Below are 25,641 nucleotides of genomic sequence, written 5' to 3' on the forward strand. Positions count from 1 at the left end.
AAATCCCTCCCCCGCCACAGGAGAGGGTTGTTTCAGCGGCTCCCCGCTTTCTGGCACGACGGTTGCAGTTCTCTGCGCGGCGCGTTCCAACGGACGTGCGTCGATGGGAATGAGGCGGCCGGACCATGGGCATCACCACGATCTTCAACAATGGCGTTCTCGGGCTGACGGCGCAGAACCGCGCCCTGGGCACCATTTCGAACAACATCGCGAACGCCTCCACGTCCGGCTTCAAGGCATCGGAGACGCAGTTCTCCGACTTCGTGCTGAGCGACCGCACCGGCAACAAGGACCCCGGCAACGGTGTGCGCGCTTTCGAGCGGTTGGACCACAGCGGCGGCACCGTCACACAGACCGGCGTCACCACCAACGCGGCCATCGTCGGCAACGGCTTCTTCCTCGTCCAGGACCTGGATGCTCAGACCGGCACGACCGCGACCACCGCCCGGACAAGCGACGATTCGGTCTTCCTGACGCGGTCCGGCGACTTCTCCCCCGACAAGGAGGGCCGTCTGGTGAACGGCGCCGGCAAGGCGCTGATGGGCTTCAAGCTCGACCCCGCCAGCGGCTCCGGCTCCTTTGGCAGCCTCAGCAGCATGACTCCGGTCTCGCTGAGCGGGTTGCAGGACTACCGTGAAGCCTCGACCCAGGCATCGCTGAACCTCAACCTGCCCTACGACCAGCAACCGGTGACCGGTCCGATCACCACGGCGAACACCACCGGCGTTGTTCTGAACATGGTCGACAGGAACGGCGCCGACGGGGCGATGGCCCTGCGGTTCGTGAAGACCGGGCAGGCGGAGGACGGCACCTCGACCTGGCAGGTCTTCAACGCCGGAGTCGTCGGCGCCGACGGCAAACCGGTGGGCAACGGCAACGTGAACGACCCCACCACTTGGCAATCGCTCGGCACGCTGAACTTCGCCCGCAACGGCACGCTGACCGGCGGCCCAACCGGCAGCCCGGCGACCCTGACCCTGAACCCCGGCGGCGATTTCGCCCAGACGACGTTGGATCTCGGTTCCTATGGGAAGATGACCAACTCCATCACCACCATCGCCGGCATGGATCTGGGGATCGTCCAGGGCAACAACGGCATCCGCGCCAGCACCTATCAAGGGGCGGAGCTGACCGAGGACGGCTTCGTCGCCGCCAACTTCCAGGGCGGTAAGCAGCGCTACATCTACCGCATCCCCGACGCGACGGTGATCAACCCGACCGATCTGGAAAGCGTGTCCGGCACCATGTTCCGGACCAGCGCCAATTCGGGCGCCATCCGCCTGAACTCCTTCGGCAACCTGACCAACGAGACCGGCACCAGCGCGCCGAAGACCGTCGGGGCGTCGCTGAGCACGGCCAGCGTCGAAGGCTCCAACGTCAAGATCGAGGAGCAGTTCACCACGCTGATCCAGGCGCAGCGCACCTACTCCGCCGCCTCCAAGCTGGTGTCCACCGCCGACGAGATGACCCAGGCGACGATCACTCTCAAGTCGTAAGAGCCGCGGCACGCAGCGCGTCGGCGACGCGCCCGGCCACCTCCGTCCAGTCGCCGACGCGCGTCTGGCGGAACAGGCGGGCGGTGGGATACCAGGGGCTGTCCTCCCGCCCCAGCAGCCAGCGCCAATCCGGCGACAGGGGCAGCACCACCCAGACCGGCACCCCCAGCGCCCCGGCCAGATGGGCCGGCCCGGTGCAGGAGGAGATCACGAGGTCGAGGTTGGCCATGATCGCCGCGGTGTCGGAGAAATCGGCGATGTCCGGCCCGAGGTCGGTGAAGGAAGGCGGCATCACCACCCCTTCCAGATCCTCCCGCCCCGGCCCCTTCTGCAACCCGAAGAAACGCACGCCCGGTACGCCCAGCACCGGCCGCAGCCCCGCCAGCCGGGGCGAGCGCAGCGCGTCGCCGGGAAAGCGTGGGTTGCCCGCCCAGACCAGCCCGACCCGCAGCCCCGGCCCGTCCGCCAGCCGCTTGCTCCAGGCAACGGCGCGTTGCGGGTCGGGGCGCAGATAGGGCACGGCGGCGGGCAGGTCGTCCAGCTTGGTCCCGAAGGCGCGCGGCAGGCTCATCAGCGGGCATTCCAGATCGAAGTCCGGCAACGGGTCGCCGCGGGCGATCAGCCGCTCCACCCCCGGCAGGCCGGACAGCACGCTCATCAAGGGCGGCTGCACCTCCAGGATCACCCGCGCCCCGCGCTCCGCCACCAGCGGGACGTAGCGGACGAACTGCAGGGTGTCGCCCAACCCCTGCTCGGCATAGAGCAGAATGGTGCGCCCGGCGATGTCGCCGCCGCTCCAGGTGGGCTGCACGAAGCGGCGCCACGGCGGTTCCGCCCGCGCGTCGTGGCGGCGCCAGTCGAACTCCGGCCAGCCGCCCTCGCAGTCCCCGGCCAGCAGCCGGGCGAAGCCGCGGTTCCAGCGCATCCCGGCGTCACCGGGACGCGCCTCCAGCACCCGATCAAAGTCGGCAAGAGCCTCCACCGGTCGGGCCATGGCGAGCAGCGCACCACCGCGCGCCGCGCACAAAGACGGGCCGGAGAAACCGCATCCCTCCGCCGCGGCGAAGGCCGCCAGCGCCTCGTCGAAGCGGCCCTGCCCGGCCAGCAGCGACCCGAGATTTCCCCACGCCGCGCCATAGCCGGGGGCGAGGTCCAGCGCCGCGCGGTAGGCAGCCTCCGCCTCGTCCCAGCGCTTCTGCGCGGCACAGGCGGAGCCGAGCATCATCCGGGCCGCCGGCGATTCCGGCGCCAGCGCGGCGGCGCGGCGAGCCGCGCGCTCCGCCGCCGCCGCCCGCCCTCCGGCCAAGGCCGTTTCGGCGAGGTTCACCAGGGCGTCCGCCGAGGCCGGGAGCAGGGCCAAGGCCCTTTGCGCCGAACAGGTGGCCTCCGGCACGCGGTTCAAATCGCGCAGGGCGGCGGCCCTGCTGGCGTGGGCGTCGGCAAGCTGCGGGTCCAGCCGCAAGGCGCGGGCGTAGCCGGCCTCCGCCGCCGCCGCATCGCCCATGGTCTGACGCGCGCCGGCAAGGTTGGAGTGACCGCCCGCCGAGTCGGGACGCAGCGCCAGCGACCGGCGCAGCAGCCGCGCCCCGTCCGCCGGGCGGCCCGTCTGCGCGTGCAGCACGCCCAGGAACTGCGCAGCGTCGGGTTGTTCGGGGTCGGCCTCCAGAATCCGCCCGTAGAGCGTCGCCGCCTCGGCCAGACGGCCCGACTGGTGATGGTCGATGGCGGCCAGAAGGGCCTCGATGATCGTCGCCATGGGACGTGCCTGATGGTGGAAGGGTTATCGGAAGCCGAAGGAATGGACAGGCCCGCTGACGGATTGGTCACAAGTCCTGCCGTTCCCGCAACCCACCCACGAGAAGCCCCGCGTTGCATTTCACTTTTGCAAAACTTATTCTGCACCCCATGCCCCGCAGCATACTGGGGTATTCAGCGCGAGGCCCGGGTCCCGCTTATGAAAAGCATTCCGTCGATGACAAGCACCTTGAACGTCTGTGCCCTCGCCCTCACCTGCGCCCTCGTCCCGGCGATCCTGACCGCGGCGCCCGCCGCCGCCAACGAGAAGCCCGCCGGCGGTGGATGCCCGTGGGCGCAGGACGTCAAGCTGGACCTCAACGGCAAGACGCTCACGCTGAACCAGGAGGCCTTCTCCGCGAAGGGGGAGCCGCTGGACCTTGAGGGCTATCAGATCTACCCGCTGCTCGACCAGTTGAAACTCCGCATCCTCGGCCCGCGCGGTCAGGAGTGGGAGGCTGGGCTGACCCGCCTGTCCGGTGGCAAGCGCTGCCAAGCCTTCTACGTCGGCAAGCCCTTCCAGGTGTCCGACGAGACGGGCGACCGCAACAGCCTCATCCTGGTCCGCTGACTCCCGCCTTTATCCTCGCCTGGAAGCGGTCGCGCCCGATCCGGTAGAGGACATGCCGCTTCAAGCGGTGGCCGTCGGGAACCCGCGGGTGGCTGAAGTCGCCCGCCGCATCGCGCTCCATTCCCAGCCGCTCCATGACCCGCCGCGACCGCCGGTTCTCCGGCACGGTGAAGGCCACGATCCCGTCGAGCCCGAGGCTGCCGAAGCCGTAGGCCAGCGCCAGACCGGCGGCCTCGGTCGCCAGCCCCTGCCCCCAGTGGTCGGGGTCGAGCCGCCATCCCACCTCCACGGCGGGGGCGAAAGGCGCTTCCCACGTCACCCGGGCCAAGCCGACGAAGCCGATGAAGGGGCTGTGCCCGGGCCGCTCCACCGCCCAGAAGCCAAAGCCGTGCCGGTCGAAATGCTCGCCGATGCGCTGGATCACCGCGTCGCTGGCCGCCCGGTCGGGAAGCGGCAGCAAATGCTCCATCACCACGGGATTCTGTGACAGCGCGTGAAAAGCGTCACCATCCCCGTCCCGCCAGGGCCGCAGGATCAGCCGGGGCGAGGTTAGGATGGCGGGAGTCGTCATCGCACCGGTTCCGTCAGGGCTTGGGCGGCGTGTCGAGCGCCGCCAGCAGCGCCAGCAGCGCCGGGTCCCCCTCCGGCACCAGCCGGTAAAGGTTGGTCGCGGCCAGAGCGACGCCGCCCCCCGCCGCGGGGGTGAGTCCGGACAGGGCGAAGAGGCGGTCCTGCTGGACGCGCTCCGCCTCCAGCTCCGCCGCCTTCAGGCGCTTGTAGAGGGCGTCGTCCTCCCCCTTCGCCCGGCGGCGGACGGCGCGCAGCGGGCGAACCACCTCGTCCCGCCAGGGAGCGACCGCGGAGTCGATCCGCGCCAGCTCGTCCGCCAGAAGGTCGGCGCTGCAGGCCATGCCCGCCCAGGCGGCGAACAGCAGAAGGTTCACGTCCTGGCCGAGCCGGTCCTGAAGGTCGAGGCAGGCGGCGGGCACGCCGGGCCGTCCGTAGACGGCGAGCGAGAAGTCCCAGAGCGGGTTTTCCGACATCGCCGCGCCTGCCTCCCCACAAGCCTCCGCTCAGTCGCCCAGGCTGATGCCCAGGCCGCGGGCGGTCTTGACCATGGCGCCGTCCAACTCCACGCAGGCGTACTTGGCGATGGCCTCGGTGATCGGCACGTCGATGACGCCGCGGTCCGACCAGGCGACCATGCGGTCGAACTTGCCCTCGGCGATCAGATCCACGGCGTGCACGCCGAAGGCCGAGGCGACCAGACGGTCGCGCGGGCTGGGCATGCTGCCGCGCTGAACGTGGCCCAGAACGGTGACGCGGGTCTCCGCCCCGGTCGCCTCGGCGATCTTCTCGCCGATGTAGTCGCCGATGCCGCCATAGCGCTTCTGGCCGCCCTGGAACAGCTTCTGCACGCCGGTGCCGTCCACGGTCTTCACCGCCTCCGACACCACGACCAGGGCGAAGTTGCGGCCCGTCGAGCGCACCTGCTTGATCTTCTGGGCGATCTTCTCGATGGAATAGGCGATCTCGGGGATCAGCACCACATCGGCGCCGCCGGCGATGCCCGCGGCCAGAGCGATGTGGCCGGCGTCGCGGCCCATCACCTCCAGCACCATGACGCGGGCGTGGCTGGCCGCGGTCGGCTGGAGCCGGTCGAGCGCCTCGACCGCCACGCCGACCGCGGTGTCGTAGCCGACCGACACTTCGGTCAGGCCGAGATCGTTGTCGATGGTCTTGGGGATGCCGACCATCTGGAAGCCGCCCTTGTCGGCCAGCTTCTTCAGGATGGCGAAGCTGCCGTCGCCGCCGATGCCGATCAGCGCGTCCAGCCCCAGCTCGCGGTAGCCGCCGATGATCTCGTCCGACCGGTCCTTCTGCGTGCCGTCGGCCATCGGGTAGGCGAAGGGGTCGCCGCGGTTGGTCGTGCCGAGGATCGTGCCGCCCATGCGCATCATGTTGCCGTCGACCTGCGGCAGGTCGAGCACCTGATACTGCACCGGACGCTGCAGCAACCCCTGGGTGCCTTCCTTGATGCCCAGGACCTGCCAGCCGTAGGTCAGGACGGCCCGGTGGACCACCGCGCGGATGACCGCGTTCAGCCCGGCGCAGTCGCCGCCGCTGGTGAGAATGCCGATGCGCTTGCCTGCTGTCATGGAGACTGTCCCGTGTCGTCTGGAACCGCTGCGAAAGGTAGTCATACCAGAACGTTGCTCCACCGCAATGGTTCTGGTCCTCCGAGTATATTACATTCCGGCGACCGGATTATAACCCTGCGAAGAATGCGTGGTTTCGCACTGCCGTTGCGGCGGAAATCTGGTATAGTCCCCGCCGCTCAGCCAGCGGGCCCCGCGCGTATGAACGAACAAGAGATGCTGAAGGAAAAACTGGCCACGCTTCGCAGCGAGCATCGCGACCTCGACGACGTGATCGCCCGACTGCACGAACGTGCGCCGTTCGACCAGCTTCAGATGCAACGTCTGAAGAAGCGCAAACTCGCGCTCAAGGACCAGATCATGGTCCTGGAAAGCCGCATGCTGCCCGACATCATCGCCTGAGACGGCTTTTCGGCGGGGAACATGGCCCGGCGCATCGCGTCGCGCTGGACTCCGCGTGCGCGCTTTCTATAATGCGCCGCTTTCCGGACCTAGAGGAAAGCGCGCGCCGTGTCCGCATCCATCGCCGCCACCACCGACCGCAAGCCGCTGGTCGGCATCATCATGGGCAGCCAGTCGGACTGGACCACCATGAAGCACGCCGCCGAGACGCTGACCGCGCTCGGCGTCCCGCACGAGGTCCGGATCGTCTCCGCCCACCGCACCCCGCAGCGTCTGGTCGAGTACGCCACCACCGCCCGCGACCGTGGCCTGAAGGTGGTCATCGCCGGGGCCGGCGGCGCCGCCCACCTGCCGGGCATGGCCGCCTCGATGACCCCCCTGCCCGTCTTCGGCGTCCCGGTGGAAAGCCACGCGCTGAAGGGCATGGACAGCCTGCTGTCGATCGTCCAGATGCCCGGTGGCGTTCCGGTGGGCACGCTGGCCATCGGCAAGGCCGGGGCGATCAACGCGGCCCTGCTCGCCGGTTCGGTCATCGCCCTGATGGACCCGGCGGTCGCCGAGGCGCTCGACGCCTGGCGCGCCCGCCAGACCGCCGCCGTCGCCGAAGCCCCCGTCGACGAGCCCGCCTGAACCATGGCCCACCGCATCCTTCCGCCCGGTTCGACCATCGGCATGCTGGGTGACGGGCAGCTCGGCCGCATGACCGCGCTCGCCGCCGCCCGGCTGGGCTACAAGACGCACGTCTACGCGCCGGGATCGGAGGGCAGCCCCGGCGCCCAGGTCGCGGCGGCCGTCACTTCCGCCGGCTGGGACGACCTCGACGCGCTGGAGGCCTTCGCCCGCTCCGTCGACGTGGTGACGCTGGAGTGGGAGAACGTCCCGGTCGCCGTGGTCGAGCATCTCGGCCGCTTCACCCCCGTCCATCCCGGCGGCAAGGTTCTGTCGGTCGCCCAGGACCGGGTGGAGGAAAAGTCCTTCGTCAACGCGCTGGGCATCGGCACCGCCCCCTGGCGCGCCGCGCGCAGCGCCGACGAGGTGGCGAAGGCGGTGGCGGAGATCGGCCCGCGCTGCATCCTGAAATCCACCCGCCTCGGCTATGACGGCAAGGGCCAGGCGCGCATCGAACCGGGCACCGACCCGGCGGAGGCCTGGGCGGCCATCCGCTCCGACGCCGGCATCGTGGAGGGCTTCGTCTCCTTCACCTGCGAGGTCTCGGTGATCGTCGCCCGCGGGCTGGACGGCAGCATGGCCGCCTACCCCGCCGTGGAGAACCGGCACAAGGACGGCATCCTCGACAAGACCATCGCCCCGGCCCGTGTTGCGGCGGAGACGGCGGCCGAGGCTGAGCGGGTCGCCCGCCGCATCGCCGAGGCGCTGGACCTCGTCGGCGTGCTGGCGGTGGAGATGTTCGTGACGCCGGACGGCGGCGTGCTGGTCAACGAGATGGCGCCGCGCCCGCACAATTCCGGCCACTGGACCATGGACGCCTGCCATTCCTGCCAGTTCGAGCAGCTCGTCCGCGCCGTCTGCGGTCTGCCGCTCGGTTCGGTGGAGCGGGTGGCCGACGCCGAGATGGAGAACCTGATCGGCGCCGACGCGGGCCGCTGGCCGGCGCTGATGGCCGAGCCCGGTGCCCGCCTGCACCTCTACGGCAAGGCGGAATCCCGTCCGGGCCGTAAGATGGGCCATGTGACCCGGCTCCATCACCGCTCCTGACCCTTCCGGTCGATTCTCCGCTTTCGATCGTCGCAGCGGGCCGTTTCCTGTTCGGAAACGGCCCGCAGTCGTTTTTTTCTCGCGGCGGGTGCGATAATCCGGCGCGGCTCACAACCATATTTCTCTTTAAATCATTGAAAATTCTAAGTTTCGAACTTTCCTTCGGAATGGCGGGGCAAATCTTGCCGCTTTTTTCAGAACGGGAACGCGGCTAGTCTCCATTTAATGAATGACGCAATTCGATAAACTTTTTCTCAATTTCGGGCTATTGCCGATGCAGCTTGTGCATGACTCGATCAGACGCCCGGTGCCGCAGACCAACGCGCAGGTCCGTCGCCCGTCGCACCGCGAGCGTGACCGCTTCGTCGGCTTCGCCTTCGCCGCTGCGGATTTGCTGATCGAGACGGATGCGCGGGGAAATATCCTGTTCTGCGCGGGCGCGCGCTGCCGCCTGACCGAAGGGGACGTGGCCGGCCTGGTCGGCAGCAGCCTGCTCGACGTCGTGGCGCCGAACGACCGCAAGTACGTCAACGTCCTGTTCAAGCGCATCCAGGACAAGGGCCGCATCAAGCCGGCCCGCGTCGTCTTCCAGGGCTGCGACGGCAACCGCTTCCCGGCGCTGCTCGGCGGCTGCCGGCTCGACTCCTGCCCCGGGTCGCTGTTCCTGACCGTCCTGCTGGCCTCCGGCCCGCGCAACACGAACGAGGCGCTGGCCGCGGCGGGGCAGCTTCTGGACGGCAACGCCTTCAGCCACATCCTGGAGGACCGCATCATCAAGGCGCGGGAGAAGGGGCTGGACAACGCCCTGACCCTGTTGCTGATCGACGGCCTGCAGTCGATGGTGGACGCCCTGCCCGAGGGGGCGGCGAGCGAGGTGATGCAGGGGATCGAGGCCTATCTGCGAGCGATCTCCGCCAACGGCGACAGCGCCGGGCAACTGGCCACCGACCGCTACGGCGTCGTCCACGCCTCCGACATCGACGGGCAGGAGGTGCAGGCCCACATCACCCAGATCATCCAGAGCGCCGGCGGAGAGTTGCCCGGCGGCATCCGCACTTGGTCGCTGGACGTGTCGGACGAGCGGCTGGATCCCGCCGATGCGGCGCGCGCGCTGGTCTACACGGTGCAAGCCTTCGCGTCGGCCCAGGGCGGCGAGTTCACCATCTCCAGTCTGGAGGACGGCGCTAAGCGCATGCTGTCCGACGCGGTGGACCGCATTGGCCGGCTGCGCGCGACCATCGAGAAGCGCGACTTCTTCGTCGTCTACCAGCCCATCGTCGATATCGGGACGCGGACGGTCCATCATCTCGAAGCGCTGACGCGGGTGGAGGGCACGCTGTCACCGGCGGACTTCATCACCTTCGCCGAGGATGTCGGGCTGATCTACGACTTCGACCTGCTGCTGACGCAGTCGGTGCTGGACACCATGCACGCCCACCGCAAGGAGCCGACCCTGCCGGACGTGGCGATCAACCTGTCCGCCAAGACGTTGATGAGCCCGATCTTCCTGCGCCAGTTCCTGGCGGTGACCGAGCCCTATGGCGAGCTGGCCCGCAAGTTGCTGATCGAGGTGACCGAGACCGTGGTCGTCACCGACATCGCCAAACTGAACGACGTCCTGCAGAAGCTCCGCGCCGCCGGATTCCGCATCTGCCTGGACGATGTCGGGGCCGGATCGACCTCCTTCCAGTCGCTCTACGGGATACAGGCCGACTTCGCCAAGATCGACGGTCACTTCGTCCGCGGCGCCGTGCACAGCGGCCGCGACATGGCCATGCTGCGGTCCATGGTGGACGTGTGCCGCCAGTTGGGACTCGGGCTGATCGGGGAGCAGGTGGAGGGACCGGAACACGCGCAACTCCTGACGGAGCTGGGGGTGTCGCTGGCCCAGGGCTACCTCTACAGCCGCCCGTCCCGCGATTTCGCCTATTTCGCGAAGGACTGGGCGAAGATGGCCGGCACGGGCGGCAAGGTCCTCAGGAAGGGCTGACGCGCAACGGGAACCGGCCACTCCCGCCCATCGTCAGGCCGGCATCAGGCCAGCTCGTGCGCCGCATCGATGCAGTGGCGTGCCTGGGCGAGAAGCTCGCGGTTGCGGTCCATGAACTCCTTGGCGGCACCGCAGGCCCCCGGATGCAGTCGGACTTCCGCCAGAAGCCGTTCCGCCTCGTCCAGCGAATTCAAGACCGATACCGCTGTGTCGATGTCCATGGCCGATCCCCTCAACATGGCGTGCTGCAACGCACGCGTCCATCAGGCGGCTATGACAAAAGCATCAATTTGCGCTGCAGCGTATTGGCCATAACGTCGCAGATTTAGAACATTTTAACATATTTATCGCCAAAAACGTGCATCATCGCCGCTCGCGTTTCTCCAGCGCATCCACCTGTACGCGGATGACCTTTTCCGTCGCGGAGAAGCCCTGCCGACGGGTCAGGACGACGATGACCGCCGCGGTGGACACCATGAAGAACCAGGGGCCGAGCATCCAGGCCAGCGCCGCCATGGCGAAGTAATAGGCGCGCATGCCACCGTTCAGCGCCTTGACAGCCAGCGTCATGGCGGCGGCGATGCTGTCCGCCATGGCCGTCTTCTCTTCCGCCGGCACCGGGGGCAGCGGGGCGGAGCCGATCAGGGCACAGCAATAATTGTACTGGCGCAGCGCCCAGGTGAATTTGAAGAAGCCGAAGGTGAAGATCGCCACGAGCAGCAGCATCTTCAGCTCGAAGAACTCGCGCGTGGTCTGCACCGTGAAGGACAGCGTGCCGACCAGCTTGTGGGCGTTCTCCACCGCGCCGAAGGCGCCGACCAGACCGGCCAGCACCAGCATGTTCGTGCTGGCGAAGAAGGTGCAGCTCTGCATCGTGTGGCCGACGAGCTGCGAATCCATGATGCGGTTGTCGCGCTCCAGCATCCGCTCCATCCAATGGCGGCGCACCTTCTTCAGATGCTGGTTGACGACCATGCGTCCGCCCAGCATGTGGTCCTGGATCAGCGTGAAGCCCGCCCAGCAGGCGAGGAACCACAGGATGGCGATAGTGTCGAGGAGGGTGATGTCGGGCGTCACGGGCGGACACTCTGGCGCGAGGGGAAGGGGTCGGTCCGGCGCAAGGGTGTAGCCGTCCCCCCGCCGCCTGTCCAGGGGCGCTCCCGGCGGGGGCAGGACCCCCTACCCCCGCCCCTGCACCGCGTTCAGCACATGGACCCGGATCGCGCTCGACAGGTTGCCGCTGCGGGTCGAATCGATCTCCTCGATCAGCGCGTTGACCGACATCCCCCGCGCCTGTGCGAGCCCCTTCAGCGCCTCCCAGAATTCCTCTTCCAGGGAGACGCTGGTCGGGTGCCCAGCGATGAGGACGGAGCGCTTCTTCATGGACGGCGCATGGCCCCGGTCACCGGGGCTTCACCATGGTTTCCGGCTTGACCCACTGATCGAACTGCTCCTCGGTCAGCAGGCCCAGCGCCACGCCGGCCTGTTTCAGGGTCGTTCCCTCCTTGTGGGCCTTCTTGGCGATCTTCGCCGCGTTGTCGTAGCCGATGTGCGGGTTCAGCGCGGTGACCAGCATCAGGCTCTCGTTCAGCAGCTGGCCGATGCGCTCGCGGTTCGCCTCGATGCCGACGACGGCGTTGTCGGTGAAGCTGTTGCAGGCGTCGGCGAGCAGCCGGATCGACTGGAGGACGTTGTAGGCGATCACCGGCTTGAAGACGTTCAGCTCGAAATGGCCGGTGGCGCCGGCGATGCTGACGGTGGTCTGGTTGCCCATCACCTGGGCGCAGACCATAGTCATTGCCTCCGACTGGGTGGGGTTCACCTTGCCGGGCATGATGGAGGAGCCGGGCTCGTTCTCCGGTAGGGCGATCTCCCCGATGCCGCAGCGCGGGCCGGAGCCGAGCAGGCGGATGTCGTTGGCGATCTTCATCAGCGACACCGCCAGCGTGTTCAGGCTGCCGTGCGCGTCCACCAGCGCGTCGTGGGTGGCCAGCGCCTCGAACTTGTTCTCGGCTGTGACGAAGGGCAGCCCGGTTATGGAGGCCACCTCCTCGGCGAAGGCTTCGGCGAAGCCGGTCTTGGCGTTCAGCCCGGTGCCCACCGCCGTGCCGCCCTGGGCCAGCCGGTAGAGCTGCGGCAGAGACGCCTTCACCCGCTCGATCCCGTAGGCGATCTGGGCGGCGTAGCCGGAGAACTCCTGCCCCAGGGTCAGCGGCGTGGCGTCCTGGAGGTGGGTGCGCCCGATCTTCACGATGTCGGCGAACTCCGCCGCCTTCGCCGCCAGCGCCGCGTGCAGGTGCTCCAGCGCCGGCAGAAGCTCGTGGTGGATCTGCTCGGCCGCGGCGATGTGCATGGCGGTGGGGAAGCTGTCGTTGGACGACTGCCCCATGTTGACGTGGTCGTTGGGGTGGACCGGCTTCTTCGACCCCATCTCGCCGCCCAGCGCCTCGATGGCGCGGTTGGAGATGACCTCGTTCGCGTTCATGTTGGACTGGGTGCCGGAGCCGGTCTGCCAGACCACCAGCGGGAAATGATCGGCGAGCGTGCCGTCGATCACCTCCTCCGCCGCCTCGACGATGGCACGGCCCAGCCGGGGGTCGAGCACCTCCAGCGCCATGTTGGCGAGCGCCGACGCCTTCTTCTGGATGCCAAGCGCGCGCACCAGCGCCGGCGGCATGCGCTCCCCGCCGATGCGGAAGTTGCGCAGCGAGCGCTGCGTCTGGGCGCCCCAGTAACGGTCGGCGGCAACCTCGATCGGTCCGAAGCTGTCGGTCTCGGTGCGCATCCCGGTCTTGCCGGTCATGGTCATGTCCTCGTCGGTTCGAACATCGTTCCGGTCAGCGCATTTTTTCCCGAATCGCCGGCCGGGCAAGGGGAATCAACGCGGAATCCCCTTTGGGCAAGGGTCCGCCGAATTTGTTCTTGTTGTGTTCCGTTTCCTGCGTTACCGTTTCGGCGTGACCGGCCCTGCCGCCCCCATCCCGCTGCCTTCTCCAGCCCTGGGAGATTCGAATGAGCGACTTCGCCATGGACCATGTCCGCGCCTTCATCGCCAAAACCCGCGTCGCCGAGATGACGGCGAAGGGCTGGCGCGTGGTGGGGCCCGGCGAGGAAGGCTCCCTGCTGATGGAAGGACCGCAGCTTGGCGGCGCGCCCGTGCGCCTGTCGGCCTTGGTCAACGACCTGTTCGACGATCTGGTCGCCCAGGCGCTGGACCGCGCCGACCGCATTGACCACGCCGCGGGCCGGCTGCCGCGCGCCGCGTAAGGAGCTACGCCCGGCGCACGGGCCCCGCAAAGGATGTACTCCACCCGGCGAGGCGGCCTGTTAACGCCTCGCCGTGGCGGCTTAAGGCTTGCGGACGCCGCCGTTAAGGCTCCGCTTCCCTCCCGCCTATGCCGGTCCGGTCGCTACGACCTTCGACGGAAGTCCTTGAAAAGTCTCACAGCCTCAGAAATGCGCCCGCTTGCTTAAAGAAAAGTGGTAATACTTATGGGTAAAATCCCCCTATATTTGTCGGTCGCGGGATTACCCCTCAAGACACCAGCCCCGCAGAGCCCCCGTTAGTAAGTCGTTAACCGGGACATGGCCAAATAGAGACATCACGAACACACAAGACAAAACGGAGTTTTAAAATGCTGATCGCCACCACCACCGAACAGATTACCTCGTCCTCTCGCGTTCACATCGCCCTGGTCGATGAGTTCATCCAGCTGGCGCTGAACCGGATCGACGGCCAGAACGACCCCTTCGTCCGCGAAAGCCTTGCTGACCTGCTGTCCACCCTGCGCGAGGAGCGGTCCGGCTACCTGGACCTGCTGAACGCCGCGATGCCGGTCAAGGCCGCCTGAGGGTCCCCGCAGGACCAAGGCGTTAGTTCAGCGTGGTGGCGATGAGGTCGGGGCCATCGACAAGCCCCGACCATCAGCCCACCGGAACAGAACAGCGCGTTTGCTCCCTCAAGCCTCATCCGCCTGCGCGGCCAGTGCCGCGATCGCAGTGCCGGTAAGACGGTAGGGAAGCCACTCCTCCATCTGTTTGAAGCCGATGCGCAGATAGAAATCGCGCGCCGGGTTCCAGTGCAGCACATTCAGGTCGACACGGCGGCAGCCCCGCTCGTCCGCCAGTTTCGCCACCGTCGCCAGCAGCTTGCGGCCCACGCCATAGCGCCGCGCTTCCGGGGTGACGTAGAGATCCTCCACGAACAGACCGGCCTGCCCTTCCCAGGTGGAATAATTGCGGAAGCACAGCGCGAAGCCGACGGGCTCTCTGTCCAGTTCGGCGATCAGCGCCTCGAAGACCGGACGCTGGCCCCAGCCGTCGCGCCGGAAGTCCGCCTCGCTCGCCTTCACAGCGTGAGGTTCATTTTCGAACACGGCGAGTTCCCGGACGAAGCGGAGGATGGTCGGGCAATCGGCTTCGACGGCCGGACGGACGGTCACGGTGGGCATGGCAACTCCAGATCTCACGATGACGCGACGATAGCCGCGCCGGCCACACGGCAACAACCGCTTTGCCATCGGTCCTGAGCGGGCCTAGGCTGCGCGCCATGCGGGACATCCAGACCATCGGCGGGTTTTCCATCCGCGAAGCCCGGCCCGGCGAGCGCCACGCCCTGCTGGCCCTGGTCGCGCGGATCGACGCGGAAAGCGATTTCCTGCTGCGCGAGCCCGGCGAACGGCCCTTCTGGGCGCGCGACCTCGCCGCCTTCCAGGCGTCCGGCAACTCCACCATCTTCGTAGCCGAGACTGCCGGGAGCCATTCCCCAAACCTCATCGGCTACCTCAGCGCTTATGGCGGGCGGTTCCGCCGCAACCGCGGCGCGGTGACCCTGGCGGTCGGGGTGCGGCGCGACTGGAACGGGCGCGGCGTCGCCACCGCGCTGTTCGGCGCGGCCGAAACCTGGGCGCGACGCACCGGCGCGCACCGGCTGGAACTCACCGTGGCCGAGAGCAACAGCCGCGCCCTGTCCCTTTACGAACGGCTCGGCTTTCTCGATGAGGGGCTGATGCGCGACGTCCTGCGCGTCAACGGCGCGTGGCGCAGCGAGCGGCTGATGGGCAAAGCCATCGGGGCGGACGGAATTCCCGAATGGCCCGCTCCGGCCCCCGACCCGACCATCGGGGCGCCACGCCAAGCGCGGATCGGACGGCTGGAGATCCGCCCCGCCCTGCCCGCGGACGCCGCCGCCTACCTCGCCTACGACCACGCGGTGCGGAGCGAAACCCACTTCCTGATGCGCAGCGCCGCCGAATCCCTGCCGGACATCGCGGCGGCCCGGCGCTTCCTCGCCGAACAGAGGATCGGCGACCGGACGGCCACCCTGCTGGCGATCGCGGACGGGACCATCGCCGGGTCGCTGTCGCTGTGGATCGGCGCCTACGCCCGCACCGCGCACGAGGCCAGTCTGGGGCTGGCGGTGCGCCGGGACTTCTGGGCGCTGGGCGTCGGCGAGCGCCTGATCGCCGCGGCGGACCTCTGGGTGCGGGCGCGGCGGCTGCACCGGCTGTCGCTCTGGGTGTTCGGCCACAACAGCCGCGCCCGGCGTTTCTACGCCAAGCACGGCTTCGAGGAGGAGGCGGTTGCCCGCCGCCACAGCCTGATCGACGGGCGGCTGGCCGACCAGCTGTCGATGGCAAAGCTCTATGGAGCCAAGTCGTAAAGGAAGGGGCGCTACGCCACCCCCGCCACTGCCGCCTTCCCTCCCGCGACCAGCTCCTCGAAGCGCGCCAGATAACGTTCCGTCATGCCGTCCAGCGAGTAGCGGGCGCGGGCGACGGCGCGGCAGGCGTCGGGGTCCAAGCCCTCGCAGTCCTCGATGGCGCGGGCCATCTCCTCGGCGTCCTTGACCAGGAAGCCGGTGACGCCCGGTTCCACGAGGTCGGCCAGGGCTCCGGTGGGGAAGGCCACCACCGGGGTGCCGCAGGCCAGCGCCTCCAGCGCCGCGACGGGGGTCGGCTCCGACATCAGGCTGGGCGCCAGCAGGCAGCGCGCCGCCCCCAGCATCCAGCGCTTGCGCCCGAAGCCGATCCGCCCGAGGAAGCGGCGCTTGGGGTCCAGCCGGGGCCGGATCTCCTCCTGAAGGTAGCGCTGCTCCTCCGCGCCGCGGGACAGGCCGCCGCAGAGAAGAAGCTGCATGTCGATCTGCCGCGCCGCGTCCAGCGCGATGTGGAAGCCCATCTCCGGCTCGATGTCGCCCAGGCAGACGGCGAAGCGACGCTTCGGCACCCGGATGTGCAGGCGGTCCACCGCCACCCCGATCTCCAGCGGCGGCAGGAACGTCAGCCCCGGCGAGGCTCCGCGCACCTGCGCGGCGGACACCGGCTGGAGGTGCAGCTTCGCCCGCCGCGACGCCAGGGCCTCCGGCCGGTAGCGGTCCAGCGGCTCGTAGAGCGTCGCCAGGACCGGCACATCCTGCGGCGGCAGCAGGGCTTCGAAGTCCCGGACATGGAGGTGGACGAGGTCGGGTGCGTGGTCCGCCACCGCTCCGGCGACCACGGTGGCGACGCGCCTCAGAACGGCCGCCTGCGCCCGCTCGTCCGGCGCCTGCCCATGCGCCCCGCCATGGACGCGCGCCAGCGGGATGTGCGTCCCGGCCACTGCCGAATCCTCCGGCGCGATGACGATCGAGCGGTGCCCGGCGCGGACCAGGGCGGCGTCGATGGCGCCGGCCACCTGCTCCGCCGTGCCTTCGTTTTCCGGATCGGCGCCGATCGGGGCAAAGGGCGACGCCACGGTGAGAATGGTCAATGCCATCGCAGCGCCTCCAGGAAAGGAAGGCCTGAAGGGGCGCCGACGCTCGGGTGACGTTCTCCTGCCGGGCTGTTCCTACGCTTCACCGCTTCGTTCATCCCATGTCCCTGTGGTGTTATTCATTGGAACTTATTGTCTGACGCACGCCCTTCTTTCTCTCCGACATCTTGGCGGCCCGGAGAACAGCCGGAATCGGGACAGTCCTGCCGCGATAGCCCCCTCTTTGTTTTCTACGAAAAAGGGCTTCCGGTAACCGGGGTATTGGAAGTGGATCGACTCGCGAAAGGGATAGCCGTCCTGCACCGGGTTGCCGACCTCGGAACCGGGAACCCGACCGGACGGCCAGAGCGCCCAGGGAGGCTTACTTCCAAGAGAGGCAAGCCGGACAACCGGGGAACGTCGGATCAATCATCGCCGCCCCCCTTGATGTCGAGAATGGAGCGCAGCTCCCGCACGCGCCGTTCCGCCGTGTGTTCCTCCAGAACGCGCGACCGCGCGCGCTGGGCCAGCGTGGAAAGATGGCCGCGCGGCAGCATCAACGCCGTGGTCACGTCGTCGGTCTCCCGCGCGACCAGGATGTCGCGCCCCGGCTCGAAGAAGGCGCCGATCCCCTCCCATTCGTCGGAGATCACCGGAACGCCGCAGGCCGCCGCCTCGAACAGCCGGACGGACGGGCACCAGCCCATCGCCTTCAGGGACCGGCGCGTCACGTTCAGCGTCAGGGTGGAGGAGCAGAAGAAGGCCGCGTGCTCCGCCGGAGGCAGATGCCGGACGCGCTGGATGTTGCCCCCCCAGGACGCGTCGTCCGGATAGCCGCCGCCGGCCAGGACGAAGCGCCGCCGTCCCAGCCGCCGGGCCGGCTCAATGAACAGCGCTTCCAGCGCCGCCCGCCGGTCCTCGACCCAGGCGCCGAGGTGGCAGAGGTCGCCGAGATAGCGCCGCACCGGATCAGCGGGACGGTGCAGGTCCGGGTCGACCCAGGCGTAGAGCGGCGCCACGAACCGTGCGCCCAATTGCGTCTTCAGCGCCTCCAGCGCCTGCCCGCCGGTGCTGCTCAGCACGGTGTCGAATCCGCCCAGCCCTTCCGGCGGCAGATAAGCGGGCCGCTCCCCCGTTTCGGAGCGGGACAGGGTGATGTGCGTGTCGAGGTCGTAATAGACCGTGCGCTGCGCCTTCGATCCCAGCACGAGGTGGGAGGCCACCGCCCCGTCCACACAACCGGAGGTCACCATCGCGACGTCCGCCTCGTCGGCGTGACGCCGCGCCACCTCCGCCACATTCTCCCAGCGGTCGTAGAGCAGAAGCTCCCCGCCGGGGATGTCCCACAGGTCGCGGTGCTCCGCCCGTTCAGGCGTGTCGCGCTCCAGGAAGACGACGCGGTTGCCGCGCCGCGCCAGGGCCTTGACCAGCCCCCGCCACAGGGTGGCGTGCCCGTTGCCCCACGAGGAGCTGATGGATTGTCCGAAGATGATGATTTTCATGATGTTGGCGCCATGCCTCCGCCCCCGGGCCTCCATCCCGATGGCCCTTCCGGAACAACGTGCCCCGTCCGATCGTGTTCCGGCCGCCGGAACCGCGCGGAGGGGGTGCCCAAGGGGTCCGCCGTCGCGGCCGGCAGGCCGGTTCCCCCGCCGGCGCTGCAAGCTTTGCGTGTCGATTGCAAAAACGACCCAATGATGAACAAATTTGTATAAAAATGTCGTTTAACCACCTAAGCGGGATATGAGATAGTAAGTTCGTGAAAAAATAAAATCATTCACTTGTGTGACAACCGGTCGTCAAAGTTCAAAAAACAATCCCAACGCGAAGGACACATCATGCGCAAGGCTCTTTTCACCGCCGCGCTTGCGATGGCAAGCGGGACGGCTCTGTTCAGCACCCCCGCCGCCGCCTGCAACGACGAGGCGTACATCGGCACCGTCTGCACCTTCGCGTTCGACTGGTGTCCCCGCAATTACGTCCCTGCCGATGGCCGGACGCTGGCGATCAATCAGTATCAGGCGCTGTTCGCCCTGGTCGGCTTTACCTACGGCGGCGACAAAGCGACAACCTTCGGCATCCCCGACCTGCGCGGCCGCGCGCCCATCGGCACCGGGACCGGCCCCGGCCTGATAAACATCCCCATCGGCGCCAAGGTCGGCCAGCAGGAGCTTCTGCTGTCGGCGGCGCAGGTCCCGCTGCAGCCGCACACCCACACCGCCACCTTCACCGGCACCGGCGGCGGGTCGGGCGGCTCGACCACCGTTCCCTTCACCGGCACCGTCAGCGTTCCCATCACCAACGGCGGCACCCCGGTGTCGGCCCCGACCTCGGGCACCGTCTATCTCGGCGACACCTCGATCGACGACGGCGGCGCCGGCATGACCCTGAAGGGACCGTACAACACCAGCGGCCCGGGCACGGGCGCCAAGGTCGCCGGCACGGCCAGCGGCTCCATCACGGTTCCCAACACCGGCATCACCGGTGGGACCGTGGCGGTCGCCCCCGCGTCGGCCGGCGCCACCCAGAAGGTCTCCACCCAGTCCCCGGCGATCGGACAGACCGTCTGCATCGTCGCCAACGGCCTCTACCCGAACCGTCCGTAACGGATCGCGGACCCGGAATCCGAACCCTCCCAACGCCGAGGACCCACCATGCGCAAGTTTCTCCTCTCCGCCGCCTTTGCGATGACCGGCGGCTTGGCTCTGTTCAGCACCCCCGCCGCCGCCTGCAATGTGGAGCCCTACATCGGCACCATCTGCACCTACTCGTTCGACTGGTGCCCGCAGGGCTATGTGGTGGCCGACGGCCGCACGCTGGCGGTCCGCGAGAACCAGGCGTTGTTCGCCCTAATCGGCTACCGCTACGGCGGCAACAACGCGGATCTCTTCGGCATCCCCGACCTGCGCGGCCGCGCCGCCATCGGGTCCGGCACCGGCCCCGGCCTGGCGAACATCGCCATCGGCGCCAAGGTCGGCCAGCAGGAGCTTCTGCTGTCGGCGGCGCAGGTCCCGCTGCAGCCGCACACCCACACCGCCACCTTCACCGGCACCGGCGGCGGGTCGGGCGGCTCGACCACCGTTCCCTTCACCGGCACCGTCAGCGTTCCCATCACCAACGGCGGCACCCCGGTGTCGGCCCCGACCTCGGGCACCGTCTATCTCGGCGACACCTCGATCGACGACGGCGGTGCCGGCGTCACCCTGAAGGGACCGTACAACACCAGCGGCCCGGGCACGGGCGCCAAGGTCGCCGGCACGGCCAGCGGTTCCATCACGGTTCCCAACACCGGCATCACCGGTGGGACCGTGGCGGTCGCCCCCGCGTCGGCCGGCGCCACCCAGAAGGTCTCCACCCAGTCCCCGGCGATCGGGCAGACCGTCTGCATCGCCACCGTCGGCCTGTACCCGAACCGTCCGTAGCACCGGTGTGGGCGACCTCTTCCCACAGGAAGGGGCCGCCCACCGGTTGCGCTCACCAATAGACCATGGCGTCGGCGTAGAGCCCGCGCAGGTCCTCCTCCGTCACCGGGCGGGGCGCAATGGTCAGCAGCCGTTGCTGCGCCATCGCGCCGCGCACCAGATCCGGGATGTCCGCCGCGCCATAGCCGAGCGCCGACAGGCCGTTGGGCAGATGGGTCGCCCGCATCATGGCGATCAGCCGGGCGGCCAACACGGCGCCGCCGTCCGCCGGGGACACGTCGCGGACCTCCGCCCCCAGCGCTTCCGCGGCGCGCAGATGGCGCTCGGGCTCGGCGGAACCTGTGAAGCGGAAGGCGGCCGGCGCGTTCAGCACCACCGAAATGCCGTGCGGCACCATCGGGTTTGCCTTCTCGTAACCACGCGCCGTGAAGCGGTGGTTCATTCCGGCGACGGAGTAGGACATGGCGTGCGGGATGTGAACGCCCGCGTTCCCGAAGGCCAGACCGGCCAGAGTCGCCGCGAACATCAGGGCGTCACGCGCCTCCTCGTCCGCCGGGTCGTTGACGGCGCGCTCCAGATACTGCCCGCCGAGCCGGATCGCCTGGAGGCTGCCGATGTCCGACCAGGGGTTGGCGCCCTGGTAGGGCGGGCGCGGGTTGGCCGCGTCGGGCTTCGGGCGGGAGCGGTAGGACCGCGCGGTGTGGCTCTCGATGGCGTGGGTCAGCACGTCGAAGCCGGTGGAGGCGATGACGCCCGGCGGCAGGCTGTCGATGGTCGCCGGGTCGACCAGCGCCAGATTCGGCCGCAGATAGCGGGAAGAGATGCCCGTCTTCACCCGCATCTCCACGTGGTCGAAGATAGCGACGCCGGTCGTCTCGCTGCCAGTGCCGCAGGTCGTCGGGCAGGCGATGTGCGGCTTGACCGGACCCGGCACCGGGCGCCCCTCGCCCAGCGGCTTGTTGACGTAGGCGAGGAAGTCCGCCGGGTGGGTGGCGTAGAGGTTGGCCGCCTTGGCCGTGTCGATCACCGACCCGCCGCCGACCGAGACATAGCCGTCGAACCGGCCGTCGCGGGCGAAGTCCGCCGCCTCCAGGAAGGACGCGCTGGTCGGCTCCACCGCGCAGCGGTCGTAAACCGCAACGTCCAGCCCGGCCGCCTTCAGCGACTCCAGCGCTGCCGCGAAGGGGGCGATCTCCGCCACATGGGGGTCGGTGAACAGGGCCACCCGGCGCATCCCCATGGCCTTGGCGTCGCTCCCCGCCTCCGCCAGCATGCCGCGGCCGAACTTCATCGACGCGGCCTCCACCGTGAAGCCGCTGTCACCGTTCGGCAGGATGGGATGGGCGATGGGGCTGGTCATGACTTCGGGCCTCCCTGGCTTTTCTGCGTTCGTTGCCATCATCGGAGCGCGAGGGAGGCCGCCTGTCAACCCGACCGTTCGCTCAGGCGATTGTTTGCCCGCCCTGCGGCGCGGTGCCCTGGAGCCGGCGGTAGAGATAGCCGACGCCGATCAGGCTCAGCCCGAGCCCGAGGAAGGAGGCGACGCGGTACAGCCCGCCCAGCTCGGCCATGTCGCTGAGGAAGACCTTGGCGACCACCGCCAGGATCAGCGCCATCGCGGCGTGGCGCAGCCAGCCCAGCCGGTACCGCAGGGCGGCCACCAGCATCAGCACCGCCGCCACCAGGAAACCGACGGAATAGCCGTACCATTCGGCGTCCGGCAGCTCCGGGCCGGAGAGCACCGGTCCTTGGAAGGCGTGGCGGATCTCCAGCGCCAGATTCGTCCCGAGCAGCACCAGAGGCAGCAGCGCGACCCACGGACGCAGGCGGGCCGTCAACGGCTCCACCCACAGGAACAGCAGCCCGAGCAGGGCCGGAAGCCCATAGGCGAGCAGCAGCGTGTTCGCCACCGGCCACGCGCCAACCGCCTCGTCGCTCCACAGCGGGTTCAGCACGACCAGATGCAGCGCCGCCGCCTGGAGCGCCGCCAGCCCGGCCAGGATGCGCCGTCCCCACACCGCCACGGGCCGCGTCCGCCAGCGCCGCCCCGTCGCCAGCAGCAGGGCCAGCGCCAGCCAGACCAGCGTGTGCAGCGCCACCTCGCGCAGCGTGTCGGGCGGCTCGTCCAGCGTGCCGCGGGTCAGCGCCTGGATGCCGAGGGACAGCAGCAGCGTGACGAAGGCCAGCCCGCCGGCCTCCAGCAGCGCGACCACCCCGTCATCGCCCCTGCCGTCCGGGGCGGAGCGCAGCCAATGGGCGGCCAGGAAGAAGCCCGCCGCCGGCAGGCCGTAGCCGTAGACGATCCAGCCGAGCCCGTCCTCCCCATACTCCAGCACGGACGGGTTCAGCGCCAGCCGGACCAGCACGGCGCCCGCCACCAGCAGGATCACCGCGCGCAGCGAGCGCAGCCCCATCCGCCGCTCCAGCCACGCCAGCACCGGCACCTGTGCCGCTAGCGCCACGGTCAGCCACGCCTCGCGCAGCATCATGACGGCGCCGAGGCTGAGCGCCCCGGCGGCCCCGGCGGCGAAGGCGGCGAGCCCAAGACTGACGCCCGGCTGGTGGCGGTGGCGGGCCAGCGGGCCGGTTCCGGCGACCAGCAGCGCCGCCAGCGCGAGGCTCGCCACCGGCCACAGCGTGTCGGCCTGCGGCGGGTCCAGCCGCCAATAGGCGAGCGCCAGAAGCACCACCGGCATCCAGGCCGCCAGCGACGACCACAGCGCCGCCCGCGTCGACCGCCACAAGGCGATGAAGCCGCACATCCCGTACAGCATGGCAAAGCCGCCCACCGCCCACAGGAACCGTCCGGACTGAAGCGGCAACCCGGAACCGGGAGGAGGCACGATGGGATGCCCATCCGCGGTGACGTCGGGCGGCGGCAGGGGCCAGCGCGGCGCCGTCCAGCCGGCGAAGGCCAGCAGAACCGCCAGCGCGCCGATCCATGCAACGCCGGCGATCCGCTCGATCCGCCGCCCCGCCGCGACGCAGAGCAGCCCGAACAGGGCGAGCATCACCAGCGACCCGCTGCGGTGGCCGTCCACGGTGACGAGCATCGCCATCAGCAGCCCCAGCACCGCCACCGCCGCGACGGCCAGACGGTCAGCGCGCGGGCGCCCCCTCCAACGCAGCAGGTCGAACAGGGTGGTGCGCGGCATCGCCTCGACCGGCCCGGCCAGCAGGGCCGGCATCAGGAACAGCCCGGCGGTCAGCAGCAGATAGATCCCCACCGGCAGGGCATCGCCGGCGTTCCAGCCGCCGATGTACCAGACCGGCACCCAGCCCGCCGCCCCGATCAGCGTGCCCAGCCCCAGCCAGCGCCAGCCGCGCCACAGCACCACCGTCATGCCGGCGCCCGACAGGGCCAGCAGATAGGCGAACAGCCCCCACGCCGATCCCCCGATGGACGAGACCAGCAGCGGCGTCGCGAAGCCGCCGAGCAGCCCCAGCGCCGCGATGTACGGCCCTTGGAGCAGCGACAGCGCCATGCCCAGCGCCGCCAGCCCGCCAAGCAGCGCGAAGGCCAGCGACGGGGCGAACAGGTCGTAAAGCACATAGCCGCCATAGACGCTGGCGAAGCCGGTGAACAGCCCGGCCGCGGTCAGGGCCGGGGGCACCGGATCGCGGCCACCCGGCTCCGCCCCTCCGCCGCGCTGCCGCAGCCATTCGCCGCCGATCATCAGCGCCGCGGCGGAGAGCAGGCCGAGCGTGACGCGCACGCCGGGGCCGAGCCAGCCCTGCTCGATCGACATCTTGATGAAGAAGGCCGCCGCCAGCGCGACCGTGGCCCCGCCCAGCCAGATCAGCCAGCGCCCGGCCAGAGCGTCCTCCAGCCGGCTCCACACGGACAGCGGGGGTTGAGTCGGCTCCGGGAGCGGGTGGATCGGCGGCGGTTGGATCGGCGGCGGCTCCGGCGGAGCCTCCGCCATGACGGCGGCGCCCGCGGCGGGAACGTCGACCGGCGCGGCGTTGACCGTCACCGGCCCCTGCACCCGCTCCAGCGCCTGCCGCAGCCGGGCGATCTCGCGCTCCTGCGCCGTCAGCCGGCGGTTGAACCGGTGGGCGACGATGGCCCCGATCAGCACCAGAAGAATGACGTCCATGCCCGACCGCCCCGGCTGCGCTTGCGTTCGCGCAACGATAGCGGTCAGGCGCCGGGCTTGTCTCTCTGACCTGTGGAGGCACCCAAACGGCTCATCAGCGTCAGCGCATCGTCAACCGCGTGAAAGTCCGCCGTGTTGTCGAAGACGCACCAGACCGGCCGCTCCCGCGCCTCGTCCCGGAAGCGCCGGGCCAGCCGGGCCAGCACGTCCAGCGGGTAGGCGCTGCGGTACATCACCGGCGAGCCGTGCAGCCGCCAGTAACGGAAGCCGTCCCAGCCCGCCGGCTCCGCCGCGGCGGGCACCGGGGCCGGGTCGGCGGCGGCGCGGGCCACGGCGTGCTCGACCAGCAGCCGGTCCGGCTCCGCCGCGAACCAGCTCGGGTGGCGCGGTTCGCAGACGACGAGGCCGGCGAACCGCTCGCGCAGGGCCGCGAAGAAGGGTCTGGCCACCGCCGGCTGGAAGCGCAGCGTCGGCGGCAACTGCACCAGCAGCGGCCCCAGCCGGTCGCCGAGATGCCCGACCTCGTACAGGTAATGCTCCAGCGCGGCGGCGCAGTCCTTGAGCCGCTGCTCGTGCGTGATCGCGCGCGGCAGCTTGACCGCGAAGCGGAAGTCCGGCGGCGCCGAGGCCGCCCAGCGCTCCCAGGTCTCCGGCTTGTGCGGGCGGTAGAAGCGGCTGTTGACCTCCACCATCGGGAAGACGCGGGCGTAGCGCTCCAGATGCGTGCCCTCCGCCGGGAAGGCCGGGGCGGAAGGCTTCGGGATGCTCCAGCCGGCGCAGCCGATGCGGATGGCGTTGATGGTCCCTTCGGCCAAGCCTCTGCTCTCCCTGGGCGCGTGCGTTCCCGCCTTAGAACAGCGTCGGCTGCCGCTCGTCCCGCAAAGGGAAGCCTTCCGTGCGGTCGGCGCCGGCGATCAGGCGGGCCATCTCCCGGCGCGCCTTCTCCGCCTCGTAGCCGCCGCGGTAGCGCCCGATGAAGCCCTTCTGGCAGGCCCGGCTGAAGCGCTGCGACGCGGTTTCCCAATCATCGCCGGGGCGCAGCCAGCTCACATAGGTGGTGCCGGTCCGCGGGTCGGTGCGCAGGTAGCGGCCATGCCCCTTCGGACCCCGCACCCACTGGCCGGGATTCAGGCGCAGAGCCCCCCGCGCCAGCAGCAGGGACACCTGCGGGGTGAGTTCGATGGTCGGAAAATACGGCATGGCGAACCCTCTCGGCGGCGCGCCGGGGGGCGGGCCGCGAACGTCTCGTCTCTGGTTTC

Annotated in this window: 26 protein-coding genes; 11 read left to right on the forward strand and 15 right to left on the reverse strand. The window is 69.5% G+C overall.

What is annotated here, in order from left to right:
• Positions 1–125 precede the first annotated feature (125 nt).
• A complete protein-coding gene (locus H1Q64_RS00485; protein WP_237903948.1) occupies positions 126–1,496 on the forward strand; it encodes a flagellar hook-basal body complex protein in 1,371 nt (456 codons plus the stop codon).
• Here the strand turns inward: H1Q64_RS00485 and H1Q64_RS00490 are convergent.
• Positions 1,486–3,252, reverse strand: a complete 1,767-nt coding sequence (locus H1Q64_RS00490) for a tetratricopeptide repeat protein (RefSeq protein WP_237903949.1) — start codon at positions 3,250–3,252, stop codon at positions 1,486–1,488. The two genes, H1Q64_RS00485 and H1Q64_RS00490, sit on opposite strands and share 11 nt — an antisense overlap.
• 216 nt (positions 3,253–3,468) lie before the next feature.
• Between H1Q64_RS00490 and H1Q64_RS00495 the strand changes: the two genes are divergently transcribed.
• Positions 3,469–3,861: a hypothetical protein gene (locus H1Q64_RS00495; RefSeq protein ID WP_237903950.1), complete on the forward strand. Its 393-nt coding sequence runs from the start codon at positions 3,469–3,471 to the stop codon at positions 3,859–3,861.
• On the opposite strand, the gene H1Q64_RS00500 is transcribed toward H1Q64_RS00495, so the two are convergent.
• From H1Q64_RS00500 to H1Q64_RS00510, 3 genes are read right to left on the reverse strand one after another with little or no spacing between them, the layout of a single operon-like run.
• On the reverse strand, positions 3,845–4,432 hold the full coding sequence (locus H1Q64_RS00500; protein WP_237903951.1) for a GNAT family N-acetyltransferase: 588 nt from the start codon (positions 4,430–4,432) through the stop codon (positions 3,845–3,847). The genes H1Q64_RS00495 and H1Q64_RS00500 overlap by 17 nt on opposite strands.
• 13 nt (positions 4,433–4,445) lie before the next feature.
• A complete protein-coding gene (locus H1Q64_RS00505) occupies positions 4,446–4,904 on the reverse strand; it encodes a TIGR02444 family protein (protein WP_237903952.1) in 459 nt (152 codons plus the stop codon).
• Between the two features lie 30 nt (positions 4,905–4,934).
• Entirely contained in the window at positions 4,935–6,020 is a 1,086-nt protein-coding gene (locus tag H1Q64_RS00510; RefSeq protein ID WP_014239910.1) for an ATP-dependent 6-phosphofructokinase, read from the reverse strand.
• Between the two features lie 216 nt (positions 6,021–6,236).
• On the opposite strand from H1Q64_RS00510, the gene H1Q64_RS00515 reads away from it, so the two are divergent.
• From H1Q64_RS00515 to H1Q64_RS00530, 4 genes are all read left to right on the forward strand, one after another.
• The gene (locus tag H1Q64_RS00515) at positions 6,237–6,422 is read left to right on the forward strand and encodes a YdcH family protein (RefSeq protein ID WP_014239909.1); all 186 of its coding nucleotides are present in this window, start codon (positions 6,237–6,239) and stop codon (positions 6,420–6,422) included.
• Positions 6,423–6,584: 162 nt separating this feature from the next.
• Positions 6,585–7,052, forward strand: a complete 468-nt coding sequence (purE, locus tag H1Q64_RS00520) for a 5-(carboxyamino)imidazole ribonucleotide mutase (RefSeq protein WP_109068080.1) — start codon at positions 6,585–6,587, stop codon at positions 7,050–7,052.
• A gap of 3 nt (positions 7,053–7,055) precedes the next feature.
• A complete protein-coding gene (locus H1Q64_RS00525) occupies positions 7,056–8,138 on the forward strand; it encodes a 5-(carboxyamino)imidazole ribonucleotide synthase (protein WP_237903953.1) in 1,083 nt (360 codons plus the stop codon).
• Positions 8,139–8,412: 274 nt separating this feature from the next.
• On the forward strand, positions 8,413–10,128 hold the full coding sequence (locus tag H1Q64_RS00530; RefSeq protein ID WP_237903954.1) for an EAL domain-containing protein: 1,716 nt from the start codon (positions 8,413–8,415) through the stop codon (positions 10,126–10,128).
• Positions 10,129–10,172: 44 nt separating this feature from the next.
• Here H1Q64_RS00530 and H1Q64_RS00535 read toward each other — a convergent pair whose 3' ends face one another.
• The 4 genes from H1Q64_RS00535 to fumC all read right to left on the reverse strand — a co-directional run bounded on the left by H1Q64_RS00535 (position 10,173) and on the right by fumC (position 12,931).
• Positions 10,173–10,349 carry a hypothetical protein gene (locus H1Q64_RS00535; protein WP_170295983.1) on the reverse strand — a complete coding sequence of 59 codons (177 nt, stop codon included), beginning with the start codon at positions 10,347–10,349 and terminating at the stop codon, positions 10,173–10,175.
• A gap of 142 nt (positions 10,350–10,491) precedes the next feature.
• Positions 10,492–11,205: a DUF599 domain-containing protein gene (locus H1Q64_RS00540; protein ID WP_237903955.1), complete on the reverse strand. Its 714-nt coding sequence runs from the start codon at positions 11,203–11,205 to the stop codon at positions 10,492–10,494.
• A gap of 102 nt (positions 11,206–11,307) precedes the next feature.
• Positions 11,308–11,511: a ribbon-helix-helix domain-containing protein gene (locus H1Q64_RS00545; RefSeq protein ID WP_014239903.1), complete on the reverse strand. Its 204-nt coding sequence runs from the start codon at positions 11,509–11,511 to the stop codon at positions 11,308–11,310.
• A 19-nt stretch (positions 11,512–11,530) separates the two neighbouring features.
• A complete protein-coding gene (gene fumC, locus H1Q64_RS00550; protein WP_237903956.1) occupies positions 11,531–12,931 on the reverse strand; it encodes a class II fumarate hydratase in 1,401 nt (466 codons plus the stop codon).
• A gap of 209 nt (positions 12,932–13,140) precedes the next feature.
• Between fumC and H1Q64_RS00555 the strand changes: the two genes are divergently transcribed.
• Both H1Q64_RS00555 and H1Q64_RS00560 read left to right on the forward strand, forming a co-directional pair.
• Positions 13,141–13,395: a hypothetical protein gene (locus H1Q64_RS00555; RefSeq protein WP_237903957.1), complete on the forward strand. Its 255-nt coding sequence runs from the start codon at positions 13,141–13,143 to the stop codon at positions 13,393–13,395.
• 368 nt (positions 13,396–13,763) lie between these two features.
• Entirely contained in the window at positions 13,764–13,979 is a 216-nt protein-coding gene (locus H1Q64_RS00560; RefSeq protein WP_149167433.1) for a hypothetical protein, read from the forward strand.
• A gap of 108 nt (positions 13,980–14,087) precedes the next feature.
• Here H1Q64_RS00560 and H1Q64_RS00565 read toward each other — a convergent pair whose 3' ends face one another.
• Complete coding sequence (locus H1Q64_RS00565; protein WP_237903958.1) at positions 14,088–14,579, reverse strand: GNAT family N-acetyltransferase; 492 nt, start codon at positions 14,577–14,579, stop codon at positions 14,088–14,090.
• 98 nt (positions 14,580–14,677) lie between these two features.
• On the opposite strand from H1Q64_RS00565, the gene H1Q64_RS00570 reads away from it, so the two are divergent.
• Entirely contained in the window at positions 14,678–15,790 is a 1,113-nt protein-coding gene (locus H1Q64_RS00570) for a GNAT family N-acetyltransferase (RefSeq protein ID WP_237903959.1), read from the forward strand.
• 11 nt (positions 15,791–15,801) lie between these two features.
• Here H1Q64_RS00570 and H1Q64_RS00575 read toward each other — a convergent pair whose 3' ends face one another.
• Positions 15,802–16,884 (reverse strand): glycosyltransferase, encoded by a 1,083-nt coding sequence (locus H1Q64_RS00575; protein ID WP_237903960.1) that lies wholly within the window; start codon positions 16,882–16,884, stop codon positions 15,802–15,804.
• Between the two features lie 401 nt (positions 16,885–17,285).
• Complete coding sequence (locus tag H1Q64_RS00580; protein ID WP_237903961.1) at positions 17,286–18,362, reverse strand: CgeB family protein; 1,077 nt, start codon at positions 18,360–18,362, stop codon at positions 17,286–17,288.
• A 336-nt stretch (positions 18,363–18,698) separates the two neighbouring features.
• Between H1Q64_RS00580 and H1Q64_RS33745 the strand changes: the two genes are divergently transcribed.
• Together H1Q64_RS33745 and H1Q64_RS33750 are read left to right on the forward strand one after the other, a co-directional pair.
• The gene (locus H1Q64_RS33745; RefSeq protein WP_269145345.1) at positions 18,699–19,466 is read left to right on the forward strand and encodes a phage tail protein; all 768 of its coding nucleotides are present in this window, start codon (positions 18,699–18,701) and stop codon (positions 19,464–19,466) included.
• A 48-nt stretch (positions 19,467–19,514) separates the two neighbouring features.
• Entirely contained in the window at positions 19,515–20,282 is a 768-nt protein-coding gene (locus H1Q64_RS33750; RefSeq protein ID WP_269145346.1) for a phage tail protein, read from the forward strand.
• A 52-nt stretch (positions 20,283–20,334) separates the two neighbouring features.
• Here the strand turns inward: H1Q64_RS33750 and H1Q64_RS00610 are convergent, their stop codons facing one another.
• From H1Q64_RS00610 to H1Q64_RS00625, 4 genes are all read right to left on the reverse strand, one after another.
• Positions 20,335–21,642, reverse strand: a complete 1,308-nt coding sequence (locus H1Q64_RS00610; RefSeq protein WP_237903963.1) for a hydroxyacid-oxoacid transhydrogenase — start codon at positions 21,640–21,642, stop codon at positions 20,335–20,337.
• An 82-nt stretch (positions 21,643–21,724) separates the two neighbouring features.
• Positions 21,725–24,382 carry a DUF2339 domain-containing protein gene (locus H1Q64_RS00615; RefSeq protein ID WP_237903964.1) on the reverse strand — a complete coding sequence of 886 codons (2,658 nt, stop codon included), beginning with the start codon at positions 24,380–24,382 and terminating at the stop codon, positions 21,725–21,727.
• Positions 24,383–24,426: 44 nt separating this feature from the next.
• On the reverse strand, positions 24,427–25,197 hold the full coding sequence (locus tag H1Q64_RS00620) for a DUF72 domain-containing protein (protein ID WP_237903965.1): 771 nt from the start codon (positions 25,195–25,197) through the stop codon (positions 24,427–24,429).
• Positions 25,198–25,231: 34 nt separating this feature from the next.
• Positions 25,232–25,582 (reverse strand): hypothetical protein, encoded by a 351-nt coding sequence (locus H1Q64_RS00625; RefSeq protein ID WP_237903966.1) that lies wholly within the window; start codon positions 25,580–25,582, stop codon positions 25,232–25,234.
• Positions 25,583–25,641: the final 59 nt, after the last annotated feature.

It is taken from the genome of Azospirillum brasilense (assembly GCF_022023855.1).
Lineage (GTDB): Bacteria > Pseudomonadota > Alphaproteobacteria > Azospirillales > Azospirillaceae > Azospirillum > Azospirillum brasilense_F.